A 25,237-nucleotide genomic window follows, 5' to 3' on the forward strand; every position below is an offset into this window, starting at 1 on the left:
CCCGGAAGGCAGAAGGGGTCGAATGTGCGTGCACTGAACAAGGATCCGTTAGTCTGGGGGCGCTATGTCGCCGTCGCGGGCGCGTATGCCGCCTGCTACGAGCTCACGCGCAACTTTTCATTTTCGCACTGGATGCTTCCTGCCGGCCTGCGCCTGGCCTGCCTGCTGCTTGTTCCCCGTCGCTTCTGGCCCGCGCTCGCGGTCGGCGAAACCCTGCCCGTCGCTGAAATGGCCGCGCTGCATGCGCATGCGTTCGGCGTGCTCTGGGCCTGTCTCGTCTCGATCCCGACGATCGGCCTGTGCATGCCCGCAGTGATGTGGATCCGGCGTCATGCGGACCTGCGTCGCGCCGACGGCCAGATCAACATGAACATGATCATGGTGGCGACGCTTGCCTGCGCCCTCATTGGCGGCGGTGCCAGCACCTTTACGCTGTCGATCGTGCAGATGGGCGATGGCTCGCCCAATCCCGTGGTCGAAGTACAGGACTTTCTGATTTATTTCCTGGGTCAATACCTGGGCGCGCTTACGCTGACGCCGACCATCATGGCGATGCGCGAGCGCATGGCTGCCCTGCCCGGTGGCATCGTCACCTGGCAAGCCGTGCGGTCCAGCCCGCTGGCACGCGATACGCTGCTGATCGTCGTACCCTCGCTCGCGATCCTGATCTTCCTCGCGTCACAGGTGGTCGAAGGCACCGCCGCGCTGCAGAGCGTGCGCATGGCGATGGCGGTTCCCGTCATCCTGCTGACCTGGCGGCACGGCTGGCACGGCAGCGCGGTGGCCGGCATGCTCGCGAGCATCGCTCTCGCATCGACATCGTCGTTCCTGACGGAGCCGCTGATGATCCAGGCGCAGGTCGTGCTGTCGCTGGTGATCTTCACGTCCCTCCTGTTCGGTGTACGAGTGGCTCGCCGCATCGCGGCGAGCCACCCGGTGGTACTGAAAGGCGCCTGCCGGGAACCCAGTCAGCGCTGACCGAAAGGTCCCAGGCGGAACGACGCCCCGGTCTTTCCCTCATGCTCGATCACGGACCGTGACCATTGCAGTCGCGCACCGTGGGGCATTCGCCGGCAAGGCGAGCCGTAATACGCACGGTCCCATCCGGCTGAGTGGCGGCCTTCACCTCGACCGTGCCGTCGTTATAGACGGTCTCCGACGTGCCACTGGCCGGGGTGTTCAACGGTTCGTCCGGCGTGGAGACGCCGGCCGCGTCGGAACCGACCGGCGTACCCACCAGCGCGTAAGGCGTGCGGGCGACCGCACCGCGCACCTTCCCGCTCGCGTCGTTGACCTGGATATACCGGGTCGTTCCGCGCTGGAAGACATAGACGTGGTAGTTGGGGCTGGCGCTGACATCGGTCGTGTTCGGCCAGGATTGACCCAGCCCCGACAGAGCGGTCTGGGCGTGAGCGGCGCCGAGGCCGAACGAAGCGACGACGAGGCAGGCGAGCGTGGAGCGGGCAAAGCTACGCATGGTGGATCCTCCTGGGCTGTGTGGAGCAAGTCTGGACGCTGTGCGCGTCAGATCCTGCGACTCGGTCAGGGTAGTGCCATGACCGATTTATCCACTTTCGCCCATCGCCAGAGGCCCCTGTCGGGCGGCTGCCGATTACGCTCACAGCTGTACCGTCGCCGGGCTCCCTGGCACGCCTGGGGTTCACCATCGTGAGGATCACGCACGCAGAAAAAGAAAAGCCCCCGATTTCTCGGGGGCTTTTCAGTGGTGGCTGGGAGACTAGGATTCGAACCTAGATAAGCAGCGTCAGAGGCTGCGGTCCTACCGTTAGACGATCTCCCAATAAACCGGGTTTCGACGCGCTCTGACCTTGAAGCGTCGAACTTTGAAGCACTAAACCAATTAGCGCTTCGAGAACTGCGTTGCGCGGCGGGCCTTGTGGAGACCGACCTTCTTACGCTCGACTTCACGAGCGTCGCGCGTCATGAAACCGGCCTTACGCAGCGGCGACTTCAGCGCTTCGTCGTATTCGACGAGGGCGCGGGCGATGCCGAGGCGGATGGCGCCGGCCTGACCCGTGATGCCGCCACCAGCAACGGTGACCATGATATCAAACTTTTCGACATTTTCGGTCAGTTCGAGCGGCTGACGCACGATCATGCGCGAGGTCTCGCGGCCGAAGAACTGGTCGAGCGGCTTACCGTTGACCACGATGCCACCGGTGCCCTTGCGAAGGAACACGCGGGCGGCGGAGGTCTTGCGGCGGCCGGTACCGTAATTCTGCTGGATAGCCATCATAGTTCCTTAGATTTCCAGCGCCTGGGGCAGCTGAGCGGTATGCGGATGCTCGGCGCCGCCGTATACCTTGAGCTTACGGTACATAGCGCGACCCAGCGGGTTCTTCGGAAGCATGCCCTTGACGGCGATTTCGATGACTCGCTCCGGATGCGTGGCGAGCAGATCCTTGAGACTCGTGGTCTTCAGGTTGCCGACGTAGCCGGTGAAGCGGTGGTACATCTTGTCGTCCAGCTTGGCACCGGTCACAGCCACCTTCTCGGCGTTGATCACCACGATGTAATCGCCGGTATCGACGTGGGGGGTGAACTCGGGCTTGTGCTTGCCGCGGAGGCGACGCGCGATCTCGGTCGACAGACGACCGAGCGTCTTGTTCGTGGCATCAACCACGAACCAATCACGCTTGACGCTTTCCGGCTTGGCGGTGAACGTTTTCATTTCAAATACCTGGTTTGCCGCCTTGCAGGGCGGAACACGGAATCGGTGAAAGCAAAGGCGCGAGAGAATAGCTGACTTTTCCCTCATCGCGCAAGCCCACCGTGCAGGTGAGCTTCGGGCCGACAATCATAACATGATGACCGGGCCGTTTCACAAGCCTCCCGGATGACGAGGCCGACGTGCGCGACAAGCAGCCGCAGCAACTTCACCTTTCTCCGGGAGCCGAGCATTGTAACGTGTGTCATCCCCGTTCGTCAGGAGTTTCTTCCATGTCCGTTCGCACCCTCAGTCCTTTCGACCGTTTGCTGGCTGGCGTGGAGCGCGCCATGGAAGCCGTCGCGGGCTCGCCGGAGGCCGTCCGGCGATCGCCCGGCGATGCGATAGCGGACGCGCCGATGACCGACGCGGAACGCCGCCACGCCGCGGGACTCATGCGGATCAATCACGTCGGCGAAGTCTGCGCGCAGGCGCTCTATGTCGGCCAGGCCGCCCTGGCCCGCACCGAAGAAACGCGAGCGCACCTGATGCATGCCGCGCAGGAAGAGACCGACCATCTCGCCTGGTGCGCCGAGCGACTGAAGCAGCTCGACAGCCGCCCCAGCCTTCTCAATCCGCTGTGGTATGCGGGAAGCTACGCCATCGGCGTCGCCGCGGCCGCCATCGGCGATCCGATCAGTCTCGGCTTCGTGGTCGAGACGGAGCGCCAGGTGGAAGCGCATCTGGCCGAGCATCTCGAACGACTGCCCGCGCAGGACGATCGTTCGCGCGCCATCCTCACGCAAATGCAGGCCGATGAAATTCGTCACGCGGATGCGGCGCAGGCACGCGGTGGCATCGACCTGCCCTGGCCGGTTCCCGGCCTCATGCACGCGGCATCCGCGGTGATGAAGACGGTCGCTTATCGCTTCTGAAGGCGAGAGCGGTTCGACGATCCCTACGAGAAGGCCCGCATGTGCGGGCCTTCCTATTTTCGGACGGGTGATGGCGCGTCAGGCCGCCTTGCCCACGCTGTCGAGTTCACCCAACACCTCATCGCTAAGGACGAGATCGCCGGCGGCGAGGTTCTCACGAAGGTGGGCTACGGACGACGTACCCGGGATCAGCAGGATGTTGGGCGAGCGGTGCAGCAACCACGCGAGCGCGACCTGCATCGGTGTCGCGTCGAGGCGTGTCGCGATCTCGTTGAGCGTGTCCGACTGCAGTGGACTGAAACCACCCAGCGGGAAGAACGGCACATAGGCGATGCCATCCTTCGCCAGTGCGTCGACGAACGCGTCGTCGTTCCGCTTCGCGAGGTTGTACATGTTCTGCACGCAGACGATGTCGCAGATGCCACGACCCTCCGCCACCTGCGCCGGCGTCACGTTGCTGAGGCCGATGTGCCGCACGAGCCCTTTCCGCTGCAGTTCGGCGACCGCCTCGACCATGCCGGCGATCGATCCCTCGGCCGGGCCGTGCGTATCGAACATCACACGCAGATTGACCACGTCGAGCACGTCGAGACCGAGGTTGCGCAGGTTGTCGTGCACCGCGCCGGTCAGCTCCTCGGCGGAGAACGCCGGCAGCCAGCCGCCCTTGTCGTCGCGGCGCGCACCGATCTTGGTCACGATGACGAGGTCGTCGCGGTACGGATGAAGCGCCTCACGAATCAGCTGATTGGTGACGTGCGGGCCGTAGAAATCGCTGGTGTCGATGTGGTCGACGCCGCTTTCCACCGCGGCGCGCAGCACGGCCAGCGCCGCGTCGCGATCTTTCGGGGGACCGAACACACCCGGGCCCGCGAGCTGCATCGCGCCGTAACCCAGCCGATGGACGGGACGATCGCCGAGATGAAACGTGCCGGACTTCTGGATCGGGGACATGGGAGAGCTCCTGGAAGGTGAGCTACAAAGGTAGGGGCTGCCGGATAAGGCGATAAGCGGGCACAATCGGGACGGCTTGTACCGCAATCCGCACAATGCGCCCGACCAGGGAATATGCCCGTGAAAGCCGACCTCGCCGATCTGAACGCCTTTGTGACGGTCGCCTCGGCCGGCGGCTTCCGCGAGGGAGCCCGCCTCAGCGGCGGCAGCGCCTCGGCCCTGAGCGAAGCGGTCCGCAGGCTGGAGGCTCAGCTCGGTGTCCGCCTGCTCAACCGCACGACGCGCAGCGTCTCTCCCACCGACGCGGGTAAGGGCCTGCTGGACCGTCTCGCCCCTGCCCTGGCCGAGGTCGACGACGCGCTGGATGTCGTCAATCACTTCCGGGATCGCCCGGCGGGCACGCTGCGTCTCAACGTACCGATGAGCGCCTCGCGGCTGGCGCTGCCCGCGATCGTGCCGCCCTTCCTGGCCGCGTATCCCGACATTCGTCTCGAGGTCCTGACCGACGAAAACTTCGTCGACGTTCTTGCCGAAGGCTGCGATGCGGGTATTCGCTATGACGAACGGCTCGAGCAGGACATGATCGCCGTGCCGATCGGACCCCGGGTCCAGCGCTACGCGGCGGCGGCCTCACCGGCCTACCTTGCGCGCCACGGCCGCCCGTCCCATCCCCGCGACCTGCTCGACCACGCCTGCCTGCGCGGTCGCTTCGCCAGCGGCAACATGCCCGCCTGGGAATTCGAAAAGGACGGGGAGACCGTGATGGTCGAGCCCACGGGGCCGCTGATCGTCCGCGCGGGCGGCGCCTCCGACCTCGCCGTGGAGGCGGCCGTGGCCGGCACCGGCATCGTGTTTCTGTTCGAGGACTGGATTCGCCCGCAGCTGGACAGCGGAGCCCTGGAACCCGTCCTCGAGGACTGGTGGCTGGCCTTTCCGGGCCCCTTCCTCTACTACCCGGGCAGGCGTCTGGTACCGGCACCGCTGCGCGCTTTCATCGACTTCATCAGAAGCGCCGCGACCGCGTAGGGCCGGATAGCGGAAGCCCCGCTTTCGCGGGGCTTCGGGGTCACATCAGGTTGCGGCCGTGGAACAGTTCCTCGATCTCGCGACGGAGCAGCGACTCGATGCGCTGACGCTCCTTGAAGGAGAGATCGTCGGCCTGGGCCTCGAACAGATAGGTGTCGAGGTCGAAGTCCTTGATGTGCATCTTCGTGTGGAAGATGTTTTCCTGGTAGACGTTGACGTCGAACATCTCGTACTTCTGACGGATGTGCTTGGCCAGGTAATCCTGCACCGAATTGATCTTGTGATCGATGAAGTGCTTCTTGCCCTTCACGTCGCGCGTGAAGCCGCGGACGCGGTAGTCGGCGATGACGATGTCCGACTCGAAGCTGTCGATCAGGTAGTTCAGCGCCTTCAGCGGCGAGATGACGCCGCAGGTGGCCACGTCGATGTCCGCGCGGAAGGTCGCGATGCCGTTGTGCGGATGCGTTTCCGGATAGGTGTGGACCGTGATGTGGCTCTTGTCCATGTGCGCGACGACGGCACCGGAGATGGTGTCGCGGCCGAGCTTCTCGACGACCGGCTCCTCGGAGATGAGGATCGTGACCGAGGCGCCCTGGGGATCGTAATCCTGCCGGGCGATATTCAGGATGTTGGCGCCGATGATCTCGGCCACATCCGTCAGGATCTGGGTCAGGCGGTCGGCGTCGTACTGCTCATCGATGTACTCGATGTAGTTCTGACGCTGCTGTTCCGAAACGGCATAGCAGATGTCGTAAATATTGAAGCTCAACGCCTTGGTAAGGTTGTTGAAACCTTGCAGGCGAAGGCGGGGAAGCGGTTTGACCACAGCGACTCTCCGAGGCCGGGAATAACGGCCAGCAGCAGACGCGGGTTAGCAGCTAGGGTCCCCGCAGCGATGTAAGCGACAGGCCGACAGTGTGCCCGGCGCTTGTGTACGGCGTGAGACAAGGGGTCCCGACGCCGAGGGGGTGAAATTATGGGGCAAGATGGCCCGGATTTGAACCAGCAGGGGCTGGATCGATTTAATTTGTGGATTTTGACACCCGGTTGTCTGCAATAATCGCCCCGGGGACATGGCAAGTCGACGTCGCCCGACGGAATCCCGGCGGCGGCGTGACGAAATTGGGGGACGCCATGCCATTGAGGCTCAACGGAATCAGCTGTGGCTCAACTCAAATATCTGCTCCAACAGGCTTTCGAGCGCTCGCAGGCTCCGACCAGCTTCGCGCCGGACCCTGCCGCCATGGGCCGCTTCCTCGACGCCTGCCACCGCCGCCGGTATCCGGGCAAGACCGCGATCATCCGTCCCGGCGATCCGGCCAACACGCTCTATTACGTCGTGGAAGGCTCGCTGGCGGTCTGCACCGAGGATGAGGAGGGCCGCGAGCTGATCCTGGCCTACATCAACCGGGGCCAGTTCATCGGCGAGATGGGCCTCTTCGTGGAGCAGGCGCAGCGGGAATCCCTCGTTCGCACCCGTACCGCCGTCGAAATGGCCGAGATCAGCTACGAACGCCTGTTCCAGTTGCTCGAGGGACCGCTGTCCGCCGAATGCCCGAAGCTGCTCTTCGCCATCGGCTCCCAGCTGACCCACCGCCTGCTGCGCACCTCGCGCCAGGTCAGCCGCATGGCCTTCATGGACGTGACGAACCGGGTCTCGCGGACCCTGCTCGATCTCTGCCAGGAGCCGGATGCCATGACCCATCCCGACGGGACGCAGATCCGCATCTCCCGCCAGGAAGTCAGCCGCATCGTCGGTTGCTCCCGTGAGATGGTCGGCCGCGTGCTCAAGCAGCTCGAAGAAGAGCGGATGATCGACGTGGCCGGCAAGACCATCGTGGTGCGCGGCACCCGCTGACCACGATGTGCGCGGGACCGGCCTTGGGCCGTCCCGCCGTCCCGGCTAGCCTTGGTACACCATGTAGACATCCGCGCGCTCGTAGTGCGAGCCCGGACGAAGCGCGGGCTGCAGGACGAATCCCGCGCGCTGGTACATGCCCAGCGCTTTGGTCAGTTTGCTGTTCGATTCCAGGAACAACTCCGTGCCCCCGCGGGCGCGATAGTCGGCGATCGCCGCGTCCAGTAAGGCCCGGCCGGCGCCCAGACCCCGATAATTCTCGTCCACACCCATCTTCGATAACTCGTAGACGCCCTCCCCCTCGTGGATGAGCGCGCACGTACCGACGACTTCGCCCGCGTACAACGCGAAGAAGATCGCGCCACCCTGCGCCAGCACCATCCCCTCGGGATCGGCAAACAGTGCGCGGTCGACGTCCTCGATTCGGAAGTAACGCTCCAGCCATTGCTGGTTGAGGCGACGGAAGTGCTCGCTCAGGGCGGGCTCGAAGGGCACCACCTGGACGGCTTCGCGGGTCAGTGCCGCCCGCTGATCGAGGATCGCCGCGACGAGGGGACGGCTCGCCAGCGCCTGCTCGCAACCGTCGATGGCGTCGAGCAGTGCCAGTCCGCGCGGACCCATCGACTCCGCCATGCCCCGGCGGATCGCCAGCCATACCGGGCCAAGAGCCCCCAGCGCGCGCTCGCCCGCGTCCGTGAGTGCCAGCACACTGCGGCGCCCGTCCTGAGGATCGCGCTGACGGACCACCATACCGGCATCGACGAGGCGGTCGGCGAGTTGACTGACGGCGGAGTGCGTCTGGCCGATCGCCAGGGCGACGTCGGTGACCGTGGTCGGGCCGACGTCGCGAAGAAAGCGAAGGACCGGAAACCAGCGCGACTCGATGCCGGCACCGCAGGCCCGGTAGACCTCATCCACGGCCTGATAGAAGTGATCGCTGAGCGCTTTCAGGCGACTGCCAAGCGCGAGTTCGCGCAGGGACGAGAGGTACATCGGGGATCCATGTCGTGGGGACGAGAAGCGAGGCTAGCGGCGGCGGGATGCCGCACGCAAGCGATACCCCCTCTTCATGTCGGGTAGGCGCCCCCATTCGTTATGGTGAGACCATCATTCACGATACGGACCGGCATGGACTGGAGCCAGTTCCTCCTATTCGCGGGCGTCGGGCTGTTGGCACAGCTGGTCGACGGCGCGCTCGGCATGGCTTATGGGCTGGTGTCCAATGCCGTGCTGCTCGCGCTCGGCCTGCCCCCGGCGGTCGCCAGTGCGACCGTGCATACGGCCGAGGTCTTCACCACCGGCGTGTCGGGCGGTGCGCACGCCTTCTTCGGCAATGTCGACTGGAAGATGTTCCGGCGCCTGGCCATCCCGGGCATGGCCGGCGGCATCCTTGGCGCCTGGTTTCTCGCCAGCGTGGATGGCGAGATGCTGAAGCCCTTCGTCTACGTCTATCTGCTTGTCCTGGGCACGGTCGTGCTTCTGCGCGCCGCCGGGCGCGGGGTGTCTCACCATCGGGTTCGCCACAAGGGAGCGCTTGGTTTCTGCGCCGGCCTCCTCGACGCCATTGGCGGTGGCGGCTGGGGCCCGATCGCCACCTCCACGTTGCTGGCACGCGGCGGCGCCGTCAGGCAAACGATCGGCACGGTGAATGCCGCCGAGTTCGTGGTCACGATAGCGATCTCGACGACGCTGATCTTCCACATGGGCATCCAGCACTGGCCTATCGTGCTCGGCCTGCTGACGGGCGGCGTCATCGCCGCGCCGGTTGCAGCGTGGCTGGTAAAGCATCTCCCGCCACGCTACGTCATGGGTGCCGTAGGCTGCCTGGTCGTGGGGATCAGCCTTTTCCAGCTGGGAGCGCGGTTCCTTCGCTGACTCGTGCCGTCAGAACCAGTGCACGACCTCGAGCTTGTCGGCCAAAGCGCGACGCGCCCTCTTCTCGACCTTCGGCGACGGATTGACCAGAACGGCCCGGTCAGCGGCGCGCAGCAGGGCGAGATCGGACAGGGAATCGCTATATGCAATGGCCCAGGGGCGCGCGACGCCCGCCTTGTCGAGCGTTCGGACCTTCATGCCCTCGACGTTGTGGACGGTGAAATGCACGCCGATCGGACCGCCACGCGTCGTCGAACCGATCAGCTCGTAGCCGGTCAGGTTGACCTCATCGAGAATCGCTTCGACGAAGGTCAGGTCGTTGCCGCTGACGATGACCACCCGGTCGCCGGCATCCACGTGCCGCCGCAGCGTGGCGACGGCGTCGCGGAGGAAGACGCCCGGACGCCGCGCGTAGGCACGCGCAAACGCGCCGACCTGCCGACGATAGGCCGCTTCGCGACGGCCGAAGGTCACCACGCGGAGGAAGGTCCTGCCCAGGAATCGGCTACCGGCTACCGTGGGCAGCAGCAGTGGCACGAAAGGGACCACGGGAAGGGCGAGTAACAACCGCCAGCGCCCCATTCCGGACAGACGCTCCCGGAAGAACAGTTCGAGCGTCTGGTGACGGACGATCACACCGTCGAAGTCGAACAGCACGATGCGACGTGCGTCGACGGCGGTGGTGTCCCCGGACACCGCCGCCTCATGCCCCTGATTCATATCGGCTCTACTGCTTGTGCGTCTGGCTGGCCGTACCGAAGAGCTTACGCAGTTCCGCACCCGGATCCGCCGCGCGCATGAATGCCTCGCCGACGAGGAAACAATCGATGCCCTTGTCGCGCAGGATCTTCACGTCTTCCGGCGTGTGGATGCCGGACTCGGCGACCAGCGTGCCGTCTCCGACACGATCCTTCAGCCGGAGCGACGTGCCGAGCGAGGTCTCGAACGTCCGCAGGTTGCGGTTGTTCACACCGATGAGCGGCACCGGGAGGTCGAGCGCGATCTCGAGTTCGTCCTCGTTGTGGACCTCGACGAGGACATCGAGATCGAGCTCGGCGGCCAGCATGGACAGTTCGAGCAGGGCTTTGTCGTCGTAGATGACGTCCCCGTTTTCCTTGCTGGCAAACGCGGCGACGATCAGCAGGATGCAGTCGGCACCGATGACGCGCGCTTCGTAGACCTGGTATTCGTCGACGATGAAGTCCTTGCGCAGGATCGGCAGCGAGCAGGCGTCTCGCGCTTCGCGAACGAAGTCCTCATGTCCCTGGAAAAAATCCGCGTCGGTCAGCACGGAGAGGCAGGCGGCGCCGCCGTTCTCGTAGCTGCGCGCGATCTCGGCCGGGTTGAAGTCGGCGCGGATCAGCCCCTTGCTGGGACTGGCTTTCTTGATTTCCGCGATGACCGCCGGGTGGCCGTCGTGCAGCTTGGCATCGATGGCGGCGACGAAGCCGCGGGTCGGCTCGAGTCCGGCGATGCGTGCCGCGAGGTCGTCGAGCGACCGCTTGCGCTTACGCTCGGCCACTTCTTCCGCCTTGCGGTCGAGAATGCGATGGAGAATGTCGGGCATCTAAGCGGTTCCTAGGGTAAGGCCGGGCAAGGGGGAACCCCGGCGATCTCAGGCGCCGAGCCGCTGGGTCGCGGCCACGAACGCGTCCATTTTTGCACGTGCGGCGCCGCTTGCGATGGTCTTGCGTGCCAGATCGATGCCGTCCTGGATCGTCGGCGCCACGTCGGCCGTGTAAAGGGCCGCGCCCGCGTTCAGGCAGACGATGTCGTGGGGCACGCCGGCCACGCCGGAAATGGCGTCGATCAGCATGGCCTTCGACTCCGTCGCGTCTTCCACGCGGAGGTTACGGCTCGACGCCATCGACAGACCGAAGTCCTCCGGCTCGATCTCGTATTCACGCACCACACCGTCGCGCAGTTCGCCCACCAGGGTGGCGGCGCCCAGCGAGATCTCGTCCATCCCGTCGCGCCCCCAGACCACCATCGCGTGCTTCGCGCCCAGCGCCTGCAGGGCACGCACCTGGATGCCGACGAGGTCGGGATGGAACACGCCCATCAGGATGTTCGGCGCGCCCGCCGGATTGGTCAGCGGCCCGAGGATGTTGAAGATCGTGCGCACGCCCATCTCGCGACGGACCGGGGAGACCACCTTCATCGCGGGGTGATGATTCGGGGCGAACATGAAGCCGATATCGACCTCGCTCATGCACACCGCTACCTGCGCGGGCAGCAGGTCGATCCGTCCGCCGAGCGCTTCGAGGACATCGGCGCTACCGGACTTGGACGAGACGCTGCGCCCGCCATGCTTGGCCACGCGGGCGCCCGCGGCGGCGGCAACGAACATCGACGCCGTGGAGATGTTGAACGTCGATGCGCCGTCGCCGCCGGTTCCCACGATGTCGATGAAATGCGGATGCGTGCCGGCGTCGACCTTGGCGGAGAGGTCGCGCATGACCGTCGCCGCGCCGGTGATCTCACCCACCGTCTCCTTCTTCACGCGCAGCCCGATGAGAATCGCGGCCGTCATCAGCGGGCTGACGTCGCCGCGCATGATCTGGTGCATCAGCTCGATCATCTCGTCGTGGAAGATCTCGCGGTGCTCGATCGTGCGCTGGAGCGCCTCGGAGGGAGTCATCGGCATGGAGCGTGAATCCTTGTTCTTCGTCAGGCAGCGAGCGGCAACGGCATGCCGAGGAAATTGCGCAGCAGGTCGTGGCCGTGCTGGGTGAGGATCGACTCCGGGTGGAACTGCACGCCTTCGATGTCGAGGGTGCGGTGACGCAGGCCCATGATTTCGTCGAGCGAACCGTCCTCGCGCTCCGTCCAGGCGGTCACCTCGAGGCAATCGGGGATCGAATGCTTTTCGACCACCAGCGAGTGATACCGCGTGGCCTCGAAGGGATTCGGCAGGCCGGCGAAAACGCCGAGGCCCTTGTGCTTCACCGGCGACGTCTTGCCGTGCATGATCTCGCGCGCCCGGATGACCTTGCCGCCGAACACCTGGCCGATGGCCTGATGACCGAGGCAGACCCCGAAGATCGGCAGCTCGCCGGCCATCTCACGCAGGATGTCGATCGACACGCCGGAGTCGTCCGGCGTACCGGGGCCGGGCGAAATCATGATGCGCGATGGCGCCAGCGCACGGATATCGGCGATGGTGAGCGCGTCGTTGCGCACGACCTTGACCTCCTGCCCCAGCTCGCCGAGGTACTGGACGAGGTTGAAGGTGAAGCTGTCGTAGTTGTCGATCATTAACAGCAAGGGAGCACCCGTAAGGTGGGGATGGGATGAGCCGGCGCCGTATGCGTGAACGGCGGCGTGTCGGCCATTATCCATGGAAGGGGACACGGGCGGCCACTTCACAGGAACAAGAAGACACTAACTTGCCCAGAAAGGGTAATCTAATACCTTAAGTGGGTAACCTAGACACTGCTCCCAGAGGTACTTGTGCCATGTCCAACCCGTCGATCAGTGTGGCTGACGCGCTGCTTACCGGCACGCAACAGCGAGTGCTGGCGCTTCTGTATGGCCAAGCCGATCGAAGCTTTTTTACCAAGGAACTTATCGATCTGGCGGGGGTTGGATCAGGCGCGGTGCAACGCGAACTAAGCCGAATGCTTCGCAGTGGACTAGTTGTCCAGTCGCTTGTCGGGAATCAGAAACACTACCGCGCTAACGGAGAAAGCCCGGTTTTCTACGAGTTGAAAAGCCTCGTTGACAAACTCCTTGGTGTTCCAGGCATTCTCGTGGAATCCCTCAGGCCCCTGGCCGACAAGATTCATTGGGCGATGCTGTATGGGTCCATCGCGAAAGGCCGAGCAGCCGCATCGGGCGACATCGATGTGCTCGTGGTATCGGACTCGCTGACACTGGAAGACGTGTATGGCAGCGTGGCGTCCGCCGAGAAACGTCTTGGTCGGGCAATCAGTCCGATGCTGTACTCAAGCGCCGAGCTTCGTCGCCGCGTCGAGGCCAGTCAGCCGTTCCTGACGAAGGTACTGGCGGGTGATTTCATAACGCTATTGGGAGGCATGGATGACCTCATCGCCACTGGACAATCTGGTTCGCGTCGGCCAACTCAAGGCCGAGCCACCAGCACAGGCCGAGCTTGATGGGTTAATCCATTCGGGAACGGTTCGCCTGCAAGATTCGCAACTTACATCGCTATGCATGGAGAGCCGCTTCGACCTGGCGTACAACGCAGCGCATGCTTTGTCGCTGGCTGCACTTCGCTGGCATGGATACCGGTCCGAGAACCGCTATCAGGTTTTCCAGTGCCTCGCACACACGCTTAAGCTTGAGCCACTGCAATGGCGCGCACTGAGTCAGGCTCATAACAAACGGAACCTCGCCGAGTACGAGGGCGGGCTCGATGTCGACGGGGCCTTGCTGGATGCTCTGATTCGATCAGCTCAACTCGTATCGAATGGTGTGACGGCGCTCGGCCCGGTGCATCGTTGAGCCAAGGGAAAGACATCGGGCACACGAAAGACCAGTTAGCGTGAATTCAACGCCAAACCTCAGCGAAACGGGCTTTCGATGCGCAACCTCGACTTCAGCTCCTGGCAAGGCCTCTTCTCCACCCTCTTCGGGCTGGCGGTCATCACCCTGATCGGCGTGGGCATCCGCCTCCTCGCGCAGCAGACCGTCCAGCAGCGACGCGAGCGCGAGAACCGCCAGATCAACGAGCGCCTGCGCACGCTTATCGCTGCCTACAAGACGCTGGGCGGATCCTTCACCGGCAACCTGGCGGTCGATCCGAGCCACATGCGCGACCTGCGTCTGCGTGCGGCCGCCGCGGCTGCCGAGAGCGGCCCGACCGACATGTCCAGCGGCTCGGATCGCGCGCGTCGTGTACGTGACGCGGTGGAAGCCGCGCTATCGGACATCATCCTTCTCGGCACGGAGGAACAGGTGGCGCTGGCGGCACGTGCCGCCACGGAGATGGTCGAGGGCCGTCCCGTCCACATGCATGAACTGGTTGTCTCGCTCCGCACGTTTATCAGGAAGGTGCTCGACCTCGAGCCCGTGTCCGGCAAGATCGCCATCCCCAGACAGGGCCCTGCCCGCGTCGTGGCCGCGAAGGGCAAGGGTGACGGCGGGGCCAAGTCCGAAGGAGGCGGCGCCGGGGGCGGTAAAGGCGGTGGCGGTGGCGGAATGGGCGGCGGCATGGCGGCCGGCGCGGGACTCGGCCTCGGCGGCGGACTCGCGGCCGACGACACCCATGAGCATCACGGCTGACTGACAGGAGACACCGCATGGCGACGCAACCCGGCATTCTTCCCGAGGCTCTGCCACTCACCCGAAACGACTGGGTACCGAACAACGAGACCCTGCCCGTCCTGATCTACCGCAACGTGGTTCGCGGACATGACCTCGCACCGGTCATGGAAAACCTGTTCGGGAGCAATACGTGGCCGGCGGACTGGCGCGATGGTGTCTTCAACTACCACCACTATCACTCGACAGCGCACGAGGTGCTGGGCTTCGCCGCAGGTTCCGCGCGACTGCTGCTGGGCGGCCCCGGCGGTCACGAGGTGACCGCAAACGAGGGCGACGTGATTTTGCTACCTGCGGGTACCGGCCACTGCCGGCTCGATGCGAGTGACGACTTCCTTGTCGTCGGTGCCTATCCCAAGGGACAGTCATGGGACATCTGTCGTGAAGCGCCGACCACAGAGATGATCGAGCGCATCCGCACCCTTCCCTTTCCGTCAGCGGATCCAGTCAACGGCGGCACGCCGCCGCTGACCGCACATTGGCATCGGGACGCCCAGGGCGAACGCTGATCGTCAGCCGACCGCCTTCAGCAGTTCTTCGGTCGACGTCGTTTCGCCGATGCGCGGGAAGATCGTGTTGATGCTGTTCTCATGCGCCGACGCAACGAGGTCGGTCATCGCATCGGTGACCAGCACGACGTCGTAACCCAGTTCGCTGGCGTAGCGCGCCGTCGACTCGATACCGATGCTCGTAGCGATACCGACAAGCACGATCTGCGTGATGCCCTTCGCACGCAGCTGCGCATCGAGATCCGTCGTCTGGAAGGCTCCCCAGCGCTGCTTGCTCACGCGCATGTCGCTCGGCGCCGCTTCAAGCTCGGGCACGAGCTCGGCGAATCTGGGATCGGTAGGGAAAGGATGTTTCGGCGCGTCGGTACGACCCGGTGCCGCCTCGACCACATTGACGAGCACCACCGGGTGATTTTTCGCACGGAAGGCGCGGGCGAGCGCCGCGCACTTTGCAACGATGTCGGCGGACGGATGAACCGTCGGCAGCGCGACAATGCCGTGCTGCAGGTCGATGACGACGAGGGCGGCGTTCTTTTCGAGTTGGCTCAGCGGCATGGTAAAGCCTCAGGATGGGTGGGTGGGAGAAGACGTCACACGCGGAAGCGTGCGATCGAGAAGCGTGGCGATCGCCATCAATGCGGCCGTGACACCCATGATCATCGCGAGCCGGTGCAGGCCGGGGTCGGACGGGTGATCGCCATAGACGAAACCGAGCATGCTGGTCGCGGCGATGGCGCCGATGTAGCTGGCCGTGCGCTGCAACCCGGAGGCGGCGCCGATCTGCTCCGCGGGCGCCTGCATGTAGACGGCCGCCTGTGTCGAGATCGACATCAGTCCCTGAGTGATGCCGAAAAGAGCGACGGCGGCAGCCATCAGCCAGAGCGGCGACGTCGAATGAAGCCAGTACAGCGCCGCACAACCGGCCACCGTAGCGATGAATGCACCGAGGAACGGGGCACGCAGTCCGCGAGTACGCGTCCCCGCGATGGATGTCGCGCCAGCCAGTATCGACATCGGCAAGGTAGCCAGGCCGGCCGCCGCGGCGGAGTAACCACCGGCATGCTCCACCCATTGCGCGAAGCCGTAGAACACGCAGTACACCAGCGTGAAGCCGACGGCGGCGCGCAGGTAGGTCACGCTCAGCGGCACGTGTCGCGCGAGCATACGCAGGTCGAGAAACGGATCGGGCCGGCGTAATGAATGGGCGGCGAGCAAACCGGCCAGGACGAGAGAACACGGGATCGCCCACCAACGCGGATGGTGCAGGTCCATCAGGAACAGCATGAGAACGAGAAGGCTGCCTGCGAACAGCAGCACGCCGATCGCATCGACTTCCGCCCACAACGATCCACGGCGCTGACGGCGCTCATCCGCCGGCACCCAGGCGAGAACGGTCACCAGCGTAAACAGCGCCAGCGGAATGTTGACCGTGAAGATCGCGTGCCATCCGAACGCTTCCGTCAGCACGCCGCCGAGCACGGGACCCACCGCACTCGTAGCGATACCCGTCATCGACAGGATGCCCATCGCCGCACGGGGCGGTGCGCTCCCCGTGCGGTCGGCACGCTCGCGAAACAGCCGCATGGCCGATGGATACGCACCGGACGTTCCGATGCCGAGCAACACACGCACGCCGATGAGCCAACCCAGCGACGGCGCGATACGTCCCGCAAAACCAGCCAGCATCACCAACAGCAGCGCGCCGATGTAAACGCGTCGCGCACCGATCAGGTCGGCCAGTCGTCCCATGGTCGGTTGCGCGACCGCGCTGGTCAGGTAGAGACCCGCGATCAGCCAGCCCGTCTGCGCCACACCCGCATGGAACTCGCGCGAGATGGGCACCAGTGCCGTCGCGATCATGGTCGAGTTGATCGGGTTCAGGCAGGAGCCGAGCGCAAGCGGCAACACGAAGCGCGGACCGAACGGCTTTCCGTGCGCCGGGGCCGACGACGAGGCATCGGCGAGCTGCTTCACGACGCGGCCCGTTGACTCATGTCCGCAAGGCGCCGCATGACGGCGGCCGCGGCGATAAGGTCCGCCTGCTCGTCCGACGTCAGCCGCGCGACAGCGCTCGTGAGCCAGGCCTGCTTCGCCTCGCGTGTACGCTGGCGTGCTTCGATACCCTCTCGCGTCAGGCGAACGAGGAACTGGCGCCCATCGCTTGGGTGAGGGGTTCGCTCCACCAGCCCCTCTTCCTCGAGCACGCCGAGCGTCGCACCCATCGACTGCGGCTTGACCGCTTCGGCGCGTGCCAACTCCGCCGTGGACATGGGCCCACCCTCGAGTCGCGATAGCGCCGCGATCTGCGACCAGGTCAGCTCGAGGTTGTTGGATTCCGCGCGCAGGCGGCGGATCAGCTGGCCGCAGGCGGTGAGCAGATCGGCAGCGGCGGCTTCGGCGGATGGTGGCTTCGCAGGGCGTTTCGTCGGCATACGAAACAGGCTAGGGTCCGCAAGGCAAACTTGCAAGCCTAACTTGCAAGTTTTCCTTCGAAACTTCTTGCGGTCGTGCCACGGTGGGCTTGCGGCGAACGCGATCAGCTTGGATGCTTGGTCGTCCGCATCCCCAAGGAACAACGTCATGCAGTCCCTCGGCGCCATCGCCTATCTCGTCCGCGACTACGACGAGGCCATCGCGTTTTTCACCGGCGCGCTGGGCTTCGCGCTGATCGAGGATACGCCTCAGGGTCCCGACAAACGCTGGGTCACGGTCGCGCCACGCGGCGCCGAGGGGACGAAGCTCCTGCTGGCTCGCGCGGTCACGGACGAGCAACGTGCGCACGTGGGCAAGCAAGGCGGAGGCCGCGTCTTCCTCTTCCTGCAGACCGACGATTTTGCGTCCGACCATGCGCGTATGACCCGGCATGGTGTGCGCTTTCGCGAGGAGCCGCGACATGAGCCCTACGGGACGGTCGTGGTATTCGAAGATCTCTACGGCAACGCCTGGGATCTCATTCAGCCCACCCTCTGACCGGAAATGACCATGAACGATCGCATTCGCGTCGCGGTACTCGACGATTATCAGCAGGTCGCCCGCACCATGGCGGACTGGTCGCCCGTGGAAGAACGAGCGGAACTCACGATCTTCCACGACCACCTCCACGATCACGACGCCCTCGTCCGGCGGCTGGCCCCGTTCGACGTGCTCTGCGTCATGCGCGAACGCACCGCGCTCACGGCGGATCTGATCGCCGCCCTGCCCCGTCTGCGTCTCATCGCCTCCACGGGGCTGGCCAATGCGTCGATCGACCTGAAAGCCGCCGCGGAGCACGGCGTCGAGGTGGTCAACACGGACTACTCGTCGACACCCACCATTGAGTTCACGTGGTCGGCGATCCTGGGTCTGGCGCGCGACATTGCGGGTGAAGCCGCGTCCGTCCGCTCGGGAGGATGGCAGATGGGCCTGGGCACCGAGCTGGGCGGCAAGACGCTGGGCATCCTCGGGCTGGGTCGGATCGGGTCGAAGGTGGCGCGTATCGGGCAGGCCTTTGGCATGCAGGTGATCGCCTGGAGCGAGAACCTGCAGGAGGAAACGGCCAGTGCTCTCGGTGTACGCCGGGTCAGCAAGCAGGCACTGCTCTCGCAGTCCGACTTTCTCACGATTCACACGCGTCTGAGCGAGCGCACGCGCGGCATCATCGGCGCCCCCGAACTTGCCACGATGAAGCCGAGCGCGCGCCTGATCAACAGCTCGCGCGGCCCGATCGTCGACGAAGCCGCCCTGGTCGACGCGTTGATCAGCGGACGCATCGCCGGGGCCGCGGTCGACGTGTACGAGACCGAACCCCTGCCTGCGGCCCACCCGTTCCGCGACCTGCCCAACGTGCTGGCGACGCCACACATCGGCTATGTCACGGAGGAAATGTACCGGACGTTCTACGGCGACTCGGTCAGAAACATCGTGGAGTGGCTGGGCAGGCGGACCTGAAAAGAACTCAGAAGGACGCGACTTTCCTGCCGCCCTTCGCGGCCTCGTCTTCATGATCGTCGCTGCCCTTGGGCTTGACCGTCATCAGTTCCAGCGGCTTGCCATCGGGCTGGCGTATCGACCAGCCATGCTGCAGCTCGGCGAGATCGTTGAGCTGTGGGCAGATCAGGTCGGTACGCTTCTCCAGCGCCTTCGAGCGCTTGTTCATCTCGCCGTCGAGGGATTTTTCCAGCGATTCCGCACGCGCCTGCAAAGCGGCTACCTTGCTGGAGTCGCCGGACAGAGCCGCTGTCACGGCGCTGGACGTGACCGACCCGACCAGTTCGCCAACGCTGTCGGAAATCGAGCCGCCGATCGTTTCCTCCATCCGGTCGCCCGACCAGTGGCCCGCACCGAGCCCTTCGTCGATCTCACGCAAGGCCTGGGCCTGCTTACGCTTCAGCTTCTCCAGCATGGTGGCCCGCTGGTCGCCGTCGGCGAACGACAGCGTCACCGTGGTCATCGCCGCAAAACCAAGCTGAATACCCTCACGGGCGATCGTCGCCACCTGGGGCACCAGCTTGCGAACGCCATCCTCGTAACGGCGCAGCGCCTCGGCATCGGTCTGGGAGACGGCAACCTGCTTGCCATCCACGCGCAACGTACCGTCATGAAGAAAAATCTGGGCCGGCGTGCCGTCCTTGCGATGGAAAGACAGGCCCGAACTCGTGACGTCGACATCGTAAGGCGTGGAGTAATCGCTCTTGCAGGTGTCGGTACTGAAGTTGATCGTCCGCGCACCGGCGGCGCTGGCGGTAAGCACCGCTACGGCGGCGAGCGTGCCGGTGATCGTTGAACGGCGCATGGCCCTGCTCCCTGAGATGGATGACGCCGACTCAGATGCGGCCGGCTCGCTCATGGTTTAAACCGATGCGATGAACGACGCATGGGCTGCAGGTCACGGGATGACGTTCGGCACGGTCAGGAAGCGATGCCGCGTTCGCGGGCGTACTCGGACAGACGACTGTCGTGGTCGAGCCCCAGCTTTCGCATCGCGTCGCGCTTTTGCCGGCTCACCGTCTTGACACTGCGACTGAGGCGCTCCGCGATCTGCGAGATCGACATCCCGCCGACATAGAGCCGCACGACCTCCATCTCCCGCGCCGACAGACGCGACGCGTCGCTGGGCGCCTGTACGCCCGCCTCGTCGAACTGCCGGCGGATCGTATCGCTGAGAAACGGACGGCCATTGGCGGCCTGCCTGACGGCGACAGCCACTTCCCTGAGGGGTGCGCGCTTGTCGCATAGTCCTAGCGCGCCGCGCGCTCGCATGGCCTGCAGCACGGCGGCGTTGTTGACCATCGTAAGCACGACGACGGGCAACCTGGGGTAACGACGACGGATGAGATCGATCAGGCCGAGCCCATCGCCGTGACGACCGCCCGGCATCGAAAAGTCGGTGACCACGACATCGCACGGACACGCGGCGAGTACGTCGAGCAAGCGATCGCCGTTGGCTGCCTCACCGACCACCTCGATGTCACCGGTAGCCTCGAGCGCGGCGCGCGTACCCATCAGGACTACCGGATGATCGTCGGCAATGATCGTTCGCAGAACCATGTTTTCCCTCAGCGGCGGAAATGCGCAGCCGCTTTCCATGCAATATGTTACTTCTGTTCGCATCGCGGAGATTACAGTAAAGCTCCGTTCGTGGTCGAAGGAACGCCATGAAGCTATTGAGAAAATTGGTCAAATTGGGATGTCTCGCCATCGCTTGGGGCGCGGCCCTCGACACGGCGTATGCGGGTGATCACCCACCGTTTGCATCGGCATCGCTCTGGCAGAGCGATGGGCGCACGACGGACGATCACGCGTGGGCGTTACCATCATCGTCGGAAGCCGATGTCCCGCTGAGCGAGGACGAACGACGCTGGCTCGCGACGCTTCCGGTATTGCGCATCGGCATCGATCCGACAGCCGCACCGCTATCGATGATCGGCCGGGATGGCGAAGCCGAGGGTCTGTCGATCGATTATCTGGAGGCCGCGCTGCACGCACTCGGCCTCAGAACGCGGACGGTACCGACAACGGACTGGCATGGAGCGGTACGCGCCGCGTCAGCCGGCGACATCGATGTACTCCCGGCCGCGTCGGCGCGTAACGCGGAACTCGGCAGGCATTTCATCTTTTCGGCGCCCTACGCCGAATTTCCGGTGATGATCGTCACCCGGGAGGATTTCGCCACCATCGGCGACAGTCACGACCTCGCGGGACGGCATGTCGCGGCCAACCTGTCCCAGGGCGCCGTGGCCGCAGCGGTCAACGCGATACCTGGCGTCGGCGTCATCGACGTCCGGACCACAGCGGATGGATTGCAGGCCGTGGCCACGGGCACGGCGGAGGCTTACGTCGGTGACATCGCCACCGCGGAGGCGCTGATCCGGCGCGATTATCCGGCGAAACTCAAGCTGGCTGCCCCGACGAACGAGCGCGCTGAGCTCACCGTCGCCGTGTCGGCTCACTACGCCCCCCTGGTCCCGTTGATCGACCGGGCTCTAGCCCGCTTGCCGGAACGCCGCTCGCAGTCGATCCGCAATACGTGGCTGCGTTCGCACTACACGTGGGGTGGGTCCTGGACGGAGATCGCACGCAAGGTCGGGCCAGCGGGCGTGCTCGCACTGCTGTTGCTGATGGCCGTGTCGTACGCCTACCTCCAGCTACGCAGGGAAACGCGAAGGCGCGTGCGCAGCGAAGCGCAACTGGCCGATGTCACACGCCATATGCCGGCCGTCGTCTATCGCTTCATGTACCGGACCGATGGTCCCATTACCTTCATCTACGTCGGCGGCAACCCGGAGCCCATGTTCGGCATCGACGCGGAAACGATCCTTCGCGACGAACGTCGCGCCTTCGAACGGGTGGACGAGCGCGATCAGTCGTCGCTCCTGGCTGCGATGGCGCAGAGTGCCGCGACGTTGCAGCCCCTGCATGCGGAGCTTCGTGTCAGGGACGTCGCACCGGAACGCTGGGTGGCGTCCCACGCCTTGCCACGGCGCGTCGGCGACGCCGTCGAATTTACCGGGTACTGGATCGATGTGTCGGAACGCCACCGGCAGTCGAGCCAGCTGGCCTCGGCAAAGCTCGCAGCCGAAGCCGCCACTCAGGCAAAGAGCCGATTTCTGGCCACCATGAGCCACGAAATCCGCACGCCGATGCATGGCGTGCTCGGTACGCTCGAGATACTGGGTGAAACCGAACTGGACGAGGCACAACGGCGACTGCTGACCACGGCGGAGAGCTCGGCCGAGGCACTGCTGCAAATCCTGGACGATGTGCTGGATTTTTCGCGGATCGAGGCGGGCCGCGTCCTGATCGATCCCTCACCCGTGGACATCCGCTCGCTGGTATCCGGAGTCATCGACCTTCATCGCTGGCAGTCGGGCAAGAAGGGCCTGCGACTGGGCACTCGCATCGACCCCCGCCTCGCGGCATGCCTTCTTGTGGACAGCAGCCGCCTGCGCCAGATTCTGCTGAACCTGGTAAGCAACGCGGTGAAATTCACGGAGGAAGGCGGCGTCGAGCTGACGGTCGACGTCATCGAGGACACACCTGAAGTCCAGGCGGTGCGCTTCTGCGTCGGCGACACGGGGATAGGCGTCGCGACCGAGGATATCGACCGGCTGTTTTCTCCCTTCAGCCAGGCCGAAGCGTCGACGGCACGACGTTTCGGCGGTAGTGGACTCGGCCTGACCATCAGTCGCAGCCTCGTGGATCTCCTGCATGGGCAGATCGCCATGAGCGGCTCGCCAGGCGTGGGCACGCGGGTCACCGTGGATCTCAGCCTTCCCGTCTGCGAGGCGACGAGTCCGCCCGACACGGTACCCGGGCCAACCGGCACCGTGGCGCGTATGTGCCATGTGCTGGTCGCCGAGGATCACGCGATCAACCGCGAGCTCGTCGCGGCGCAGCTCGAACGCCTCGGTCATCCCTACCGAATCGCCAACGACGGCGCTGAAGCGCTGGCCATTGCCGGGCAATGGCGTGTCGACGTGCTGCTCACCGACATCCACATGCCCGTCATGGACGGACATCAGCTCATACGCGTACTTCGCGAACGCGGCGAAAGCATGCGCATCGTCGCCATGACGGCGGATGTCATGGCGACGGAACGGGATCGTTGTCTGGCCGATGGCGTGGATGCGTTCGTCACCAAGCCGCTGCGACTGGCGACCTTGCGCGACGCGATCGTGCCGCCGGCAGGCGAGCCGCGGACGACCAGCGATTCGTGGGACTTCGACCTGTGGCGAGAATCCTTCGGTGACCTGTCCGCACTGCCCGCGATGATCGATCGTTTCGCCGCCGGCCTTCGCCGCGACGTCGACGAGCTGCTTGCCGCGGCGACGCCCGGCGCGGCAGGCGAACGACTGCATCGCATACTCGGCGGCATGCGCATTTTCGGCGCGTCGCCGGAGGCCGCCGCCGTGGAAGCGCTACAGCGCTCACTCGTATCCGGGCCGGCGGCAGAGGAAGCCATGGCTCGGCTGGCCGAGATGCCCCCTTTACTGGATCGCTTCGTGGCGCGGTTGAGGGACGCCGTACAGCATGGCCTCCAGTTCTGAGCAATTTCTCAAAATAAAACGCGATTTTTCAGAATCGTCTGATTCTTTGTCCCTGCGTCTCAAGGCCATCCTTCCAAGGAACGCGACAGCGCGGGGACGGAGGCAAACATGAGCGGCCACATCATCGATTACCACATCGCCGACCTGGGTGACGCCTGGGGCATTTTTCGCGACGGGCTGCAGATCGCCGTCCGCTCCGATGCGGCCGATGCCATCGCTTTCGCCAACTTTTTCGCGGATCGCGAGACGCTCATGGGCCGACAGCGCGTGCATGTATCAGCCGACAGAGTGATGCACCGGACGCTGCGCGACCTGCGCAAGGCTGCCTGACGGTCAGCGCCCCGTGGCGCCGCCGAGATTGGTCATGTCCAGATGCAGCAGGCGCAGGCGCGCGATGTGTCGGCCCACCGCCGCCCGGTCGCCGGATGATGCTTCCAGACGAAGAAACGCCTCGAGCAAACGATGTTCCATCTGTTCGAGCGTGCGGATCCAGGTCACATCGGGATTGTGGGACAGCTTCACCGTGGCCTCCATCATCGTCCGACGGACGCCGCTCATCGCACCGCCGGCCAGTGCGGGCTTACCCCCGGTGGCGCTTACCTGGCCCTGCAAATCGCCTGCGATGGCGGTCAGGGAATCGGCGGACTCTTCGAGGATCGCGCGGAGCCCCGGCTCGCGGACGCTGCGTGCCGCCTGACGATAGAGATCCCGATCCGCGATGACGCGGCGGATCAGCCCATTAACGACACGGATCGAAGTGCGTTCCATGGGCCGGACGTTAGACCCCCCGGACTTAGCGCCCCCTAAATGCGGTCCATTCCGGTCAGCCAGCGGTCATTCGCCGCTTTCGAGCAGAAGCAGCGGGTGTCCGCTGGCATCGCGCAGCCCTGACTCGAGGTCGAGCAACTGGCGGATCGACGGGCACAGGGCCTGTACACGGGGCCTCAATGCGTTTTCCACGCGAGTCATGACACGCGCCTGCCCGCCGCTCGATACCGATGCGACCCTGTCCCGTAGTGCGGCCGCACCCTGAAGATCGCCGTTCATCGCGAGCTGCATCGCTTCACCCCCCACGTCCTGGGTCAGGATGGGCGTGATATCGGACACGATTTCCTGCGCGTAGGCGCGCATCGCGTCTTCCTGCCAGTCGCGGGTGCTCTGGCTGGCGGCAATACGTCGCTTGATGTCGGCCACCCGAGCGTTCAGTGCACGATCGAGATCGCCGCTCGCCGCCGCACCCGGAGCAGCCGTCGCCGCCTCGTCGCGTACCGCCTGGGCAGCGATGTCGACCCCATCGCTCGCCAGGGCCTTCGCTTTGGGTAACAACGCACGGACGCTTCGTTCGAACAACGCGACGCGGTCCTGCTCGTCGGGCCTGAGGCTGACGTCGCGACCGTCCGTGGACAGCGATCCGTCGTGCATTCGCACGGTGCGCGGTGCGACCTCCGGCCGCTCGAACAGCAGCGCGTCAGGCCGTACGGTCAGATCGTAGCTGCTTGCGATGCGGCAGCTGTGGTCGAGACCCTGGGCTGCGGCACCGCCCGCGAAGCAGAGGGCCAGTACGAATGCGGTCAGGCGAGCGGTCATGAAGGATCCCGGCGAAA

The 25,237-nt window shown here is 65.0% G+C and carries 30 protein-coding genes and 1 tRNA gene; 13 read left to right on the forward strand and 18 right to left on the reverse strand.

Going from position 1 to position 25,237, the window contains the following annotated elements; all coding sequences use genetic code 11:
• Window positions 1-24 precede the first annotated feature (24 nt).
• The gene (locus J2X57_RS05995; protein ID WP_309864869.1) at window positions 25-978 is read left to right on the forward strand and encodes an MASE1 domain-containing protein; all 954 of its coding nucleotides are present in this window, start codon (window positions 25-27) and stop codon (window positions 976-978) included.
• A 49-nt stretch (window positions 979-1,027) separates the two neighbouring features.
• On the opposite strand, the gene J2X57_RS06000 is transcribed toward J2X57_RS05995, so the two are convergent.
• The 4 genes from J2X57_RS06000 to rplM form a co-directional block, all read right to left on the reverse strand.
• On the reverse strand, window positions 1,028-1,477 hold the full coding sequence (locus tag J2X57_RS06000; RefSeq protein WP_309864871.1) for a hypothetical protein: 450 nt from the start codon (window positions 1,475-1,477) through the stop codon (window positions 1,028-1,030).
• A gap of 250 nt (window positions 1,478-1,727) precedes the next feature.
• Window positions 1,728-1,801 (reverse strand) — tRNA-Gln (locus tag J2X57_RS06005).
• 60 nt (window positions 1,802-1,861) lie between these two features.
• Window positions 1,862-2,254 (reverse strand): 30S ribosomal protein S9, encoded by a 393-nt coding sequence (rpsI, locus tag J2X57_RS06010; RefSeq protein ID WP_036109997.1) that lies wholly within the window; start codon window positions 2,252-2,254, stop codon window positions 1,862-1,864.
• 9 nt (window positions 2,255-2,263) lie between these two features.
• A complete protein-coding gene (gene rplM, locus J2X57_RS06015; protein ID WP_036109995.1) occupies window positions 2,264-2,692 on the reverse strand; it encodes a 50S ribosomal protein L13 in 429 nt (142 codons plus the stop codon).
• 269 nt (window positions 2,693-2,961) lie between these two features.
• Here rplM and coq7 point away from each other — a divergent pair, with 269 nt between their 5' ends.
• Window positions 2,962-3,603 (forward strand): 2-polyprenyl-3-methyl-6-methoxy-1,4-benzoquinone monooxygenase, encoded by a 642-nt coding sequence (gene coq7, locus J2X57_RS06020; RefSeq protein WP_036109993.1) that lies wholly within the window; start codon window positions 2,962-2,964, stop codon window positions 3,601-3,603.
• Between the two features lie 78 nt (window positions 3,604-3,681).
• Here the strand turns inward: coq7 and J2X57_RS06025 are convergent, their stop codons facing one another.
• Window positions 3,682-4,554: an aldo/keto reductase family oxidoreductase gene (locus J2X57_RS06025; RefSeq protein WP_309864878.1), complete on the reverse strand. Its 873-nt coding sequence runs from the start codon at window positions 4,552-4,554 to the stop codon at window positions 3,682-3,684.
• A gap of 141 nt (window positions 4,555-4,695) precedes the next feature.
• Between J2X57_RS06025 and J2X57_RS06030 the strand changes: the two genes are divergently transcribed.
• Window positions 4,696-5,580 (forward strand): LysR family transcriptional regulator, encoded by an 885-nt coding sequence (locus tag J2X57_RS06030; RefSeq protein WP_197056647.1) that lies wholly within the window; start codon window positions 4,696-4,698, stop codon window positions 5,578-5,580.
• A gap of 40 nt (window positions 5,581-5,620) precedes the next feature.
• On the opposite strand, the gene speD is transcribed toward J2X57_RS06030, so the two are convergent.
• The gene (gene speD, locus J2X57_RS06035) at window positions 5,621-6,406 is read right to left on the reverse strand and encodes an adenosylmethionine decarboxylase (RefSeq protein ID WP_036109987.1); all 786 of its coding nucleotides are present in this window, start codon (window positions 6,404-6,406) and stop codon (window positions 5,621-5,623) included.
• 336 nt (window positions 6,407-6,742) lie between these two features.
• Here speD and crp point away from each other — a divergent pair, with 336 nt between their 5' ends.
• A complete protein-coding gene (crp, locus tag J2X57_RS06040) occupies window positions 6,743-7,438 on the forward strand; it encodes a cAMP-activated global transcriptional regulator CRP (protein ID WP_036109985.1) in 696 nt (231 codons plus the stop codon).
• Window positions 7,439-7,483: 45 nt separating this feature from the next.
• Here the strand turns inward: crp and J2X57_RS06045 are convergent, their stop codons facing one another.
• The gene (locus J2X57_RS06045; protein ID WP_043696160.1) at window positions 7,484-8,431 is read right to left on the reverse strand and encodes a helix-turn-helix domain-containing GNAT family N-acetyltransferase; all 948 of its coding nucleotides are present in this window, start codon (window positions 8,429-8,431) and stop codon (window positions 7,484-7,486) included.
• Window positions 8,432-8,566: 135 nt separating this feature from the next.
• Between J2X57_RS06045 and J2X57_RS06050 the strand changes: the two genes are divergently transcribed.
• The gene (locus tag J2X57_RS06050; RefSeq protein ID WP_036109979.1) at window positions 8,567-9,313 is read left to right on the forward strand and encodes a sulfite exporter TauE/SafE family protein; all 747 of its coding nucleotides are present in this window, start codon (window positions 8,567-8,569) and stop codon (window positions 9,311-9,313) included.
• 9 nt (window positions 9,314-9,322) lie between these two features.
• On the opposite strand, the gene J2X57_RS06055 is transcribed toward J2X57_RS06050, so the two are convergent.
• From J2X57_RS06055 to J2X57_RS06070, 4 genes are read right to left on the reverse strand one after another with little or no spacing between them, the layout of a single operon-like run.
• The gene (locus J2X57_RS06055) at window positions 9,323-10,033 is read right to left on the reverse strand and encodes a haloacid dehalogenase-like hydrolase (protein WP_309864892.1); all 711 of its coding nucleotides are present in this window, start codon (window positions 10,031-10,033) and stop codon (window positions 9,323-9,325) included.
• A 7-nt stretch (window positions 10,034-10,040) separates the two neighbouring features.
• Window positions 10,041-10,880 (reverse strand): indole-3-glycerol phosphate synthase TrpC, encoded by an 840-nt coding sequence (gene trpC / locus J2X57_RS06060; protein WP_036109972.1) that lies wholly within the window; start codon window positions 10,878-10,880, stop codon window positions 10,041-10,043.
• A 48-nt stretch (window positions 10,881-10,928) separates the two neighbouring features.
• On the reverse strand, window positions 10,929-11,960 hold the full coding sequence (gene trpD / locus J2X57_RS06065) for an anthranilate phosphoribosyltransferase (RefSeq protein WP_309864896.1): 1,032 nt from the start codon (window positions 11,958-11,960) through the stop codon (window positions 10,929-10,931).
• Window positions 11,961-11,983: 23 nt separating this feature from the next.
• The gene (locus J2X57_RS06070; protein ID WP_043696166.1) at window positions 11,984-12,580 is read right to left on the reverse strand and encodes an aminodeoxychorismate/anthranilate synthase component II; all 597 of its coding nucleotides are present in this window, start codon (window positions 12,578-12,580) and stop codon (window positions 11,984-11,986) included.
• A 191-nt stretch (window positions 12,581-12,771) separates the two neighbouring features.
• Between J2X57_RS06070 and J2X57_RS06075 the strand changes: the two genes are divergently transcribed.
• The 4 genes from J2X57_RS06075 to J2X57_RS06090 all read left to right on the forward strand — a co-directional run bounded on the left by J2X57_RS06075 (window position 12,772) and on the right by J2X57_RS06090 (window position 15,108).
• Window positions 12,772-13,431, forward strand: a complete 660-nt coding sequence (locus J2X57_RS06075; protein ID WP_197062437.1) for a transcriptional regulator — start codon at window positions 12,772-12,774, stop codon at window positions 13,429-13,431.
• A 58-nt stretch (window positions 13,432-13,489) separates the two neighbouring features.
• Window positions 13,490-13,780 carry a hypothetical protein gene (locus tag J2X57_RS06080; RefSeq protein ID WP_309864900.1) on the forward strand — a complete coding sequence of 97 codons (291 nt, stop codon included), beginning with the start codon at window positions 13,490-13,492 and terminating at the stop codon, window positions 13,778-13,780.
• A gap of 78 nt (window positions 13,781-13,858) precedes the next feature.
• The gene (locus J2X57_RS06085) at window positions 13,859-14,560 is read left to right on the forward strand and encodes a hypothetical protein (protein WP_043696172.1); all 702 of its coding nucleotides are present in this window, start codon (window positions 13,859-13,861) and stop codon (window positions 14,558-14,560) included.
• Between the two features lie 17 nt (window positions 14,561-14,577).
• Entirely contained in the window at window positions 14,578-15,108 is a 531-nt protein-coding gene (locus tag J2X57_RS06090; protein WP_309864903.1) for a cupin, read from the forward strand.
• Between the two features lie 3 nt (window positions 15,109-15,111).
• On the opposite strand, the gene J2X57_RS06095 is transcribed toward J2X57_RS06090, so the two are convergent.
• From J2X57_RS06095 to J2X57_RS06105, 3 genes are read right to left on the reverse strand one after another with little or no spacing between them, the layout of a single operon-like run.
• Window positions 15,112-15,663 carry an isochorismatase family protein gene (locus J2X57_RS06095; protein ID WP_036109958.1) on the reverse strand — a complete coding sequence of 184 codons (552 nt, stop codon included), beginning with the start codon at window positions 15,661-15,663 and terminating at the stop codon, window positions 15,112-15,114.
• 9 nt (window positions 15,664-15,672) lie between these two features.
• The gene (locus tag J2X57_RS06100; protein ID WP_309864906.1) at window positions 15,673-17,082 is read right to left on the reverse strand and encodes an MFS transporter; all 1,410 of its coding nucleotides are present in this window, start codon (window positions 17,080-17,082) and stop codon (window positions 15,673-15,675) included.
• Window positions 17,079-17,540, reverse strand: coding sequence for a MarR family transcriptional regulator (locus J2X57_RS06105; protein ID WP_309864908.1), 462 nt, complete (start codon window positions 17,538-17,540; stop codon window positions 17,079-17,081). Before J2X57_RS06105 ends, J2X57_RS06100 begins: the two co-directional genes overlap by 4 nt.
• A 148-nt stretch (window positions 17,541-17,688) precedes the next feature.
• On the opposite strand from J2X57_RS06105, the gene J2X57_RS06110 reads away from it, so the two are divergent.
• Window positions 17,689-18,078 carry a VOC family protein gene (locus tag J2X57_RS06110; protein WP_036109952.1) on the forward strand — a complete coding sequence of 130 codons (390 nt, stop codon included), beginning with the start codon at window positions 17,689-17,691 and terminating at the stop codon, window positions 18,076-18,078.
• Between the two features lie 12 nt (window positions 18,079-18,090).
• A complete protein-coding gene (locus J2X57_RS06115; RefSeq protein WP_309864911.1) occupies window positions 18,091-19,035 on the forward strand; it encodes a D-2-hydroxyacid dehydrogenase family protein in 945 nt (314 codons plus the stop codon).
• Between the two features lie 7 nt (window positions 19,036-19,042).
• On the opposite strand, the gene J2X57_RS06120 is transcribed toward J2X57_RS06115, so the two are convergent.
• The gene (locus tag J2X57_RS06120) at window positions 19,043-19,879 is read right to left on the reverse strand and encodes a DUF2884 family protein (protein WP_309864915.1); all 837 of its coding nucleotides are present in this window, start codon (window positions 19,877-19,879) and stop codon (window positions 19,043-19,045) included.
• Window positions 19,880-19,995: 116 nt separating this feature from the next.
• On the reverse strand, window positions 19,996-20,634 hold the full coding sequence (locus J2X57_RS06125; RefSeq protein ID WP_036109944.1) for a response regulator transcription factor: 639 nt from the start codon (window positions 20,632-20,634) through the stop codon (window positions 19,996-19,998).
• Window positions 20,635-20,741: 107 nt separating this feature from the next.
• Between J2X57_RS06125 and J2X57_RS06130 the strand changes: the two genes are divergently transcribed.
• Complete coding sequence (locus J2X57_RS06130; protein ID WP_309864919.1) at window positions 20,742-23,633, forward strand: transporter substrate-binding domain-containing protein; 2,892 nt, start codon at window positions 20,742-20,744, stop codon at window positions 23,631-23,633.
• A 108-nt stretch (window positions 23,634-23,741) separates the two neighbouring features.
• On the forward strand, window positions 23,742-23,963 hold the full coding sequence (locus J2X57_RS06135; RefSeq protein ID WP_043696192.1) for a hypothetical protein: 222 nt from the start codon (window positions 23,742-23,744) through the stop codon (window positions 23,961-23,963).
• Window positions 23,964-23,966: 3 nt separating this feature from the next.
• Here the strand turns inward: J2X57_RS06135 and J2X57_RS06140 are convergent, their stop codons facing one another.
• Together J2X57_RS06140 and J2X57_RS06145 are read right to left on the reverse strand one after the other, a co-directional pair.
• Window positions 23,967-24,401: a PA2169 family four-helix-bundle protein gene (locus tag J2X57_RS06140; protein WP_309864924.1), complete on the reverse strand. Its 435-nt coding sequence runs from the start codon at window positions 24,399-24,401 to the stop codon at window positions 23,967-23,969.
• 66 nt (window positions 24,402-24,467) lie between these two features.
• On the reverse strand, window positions 24,468-25,220 hold the full coding sequence (locus tag J2X57_RS06145) for a DUF2884 family protein (RefSeq protein WP_043696197.1): 753 nt from the start codon (window positions 25,218-25,220) through the stop codon (window positions 24,468-24,470).
• Window positions 25,221-25,237 lie beyond the last annotated feature (17 nt).

It is taken from the genome of Luteibacter sp. 1214 (genome assembly GCF_031455395.1).
Lineage (GTDB): Bacteria > Pseudomonadota > Gammaproteobacteria > Xanthomonadales > Rhodanobacteraceae > Luteibacter > Luteibacter mycovicinus.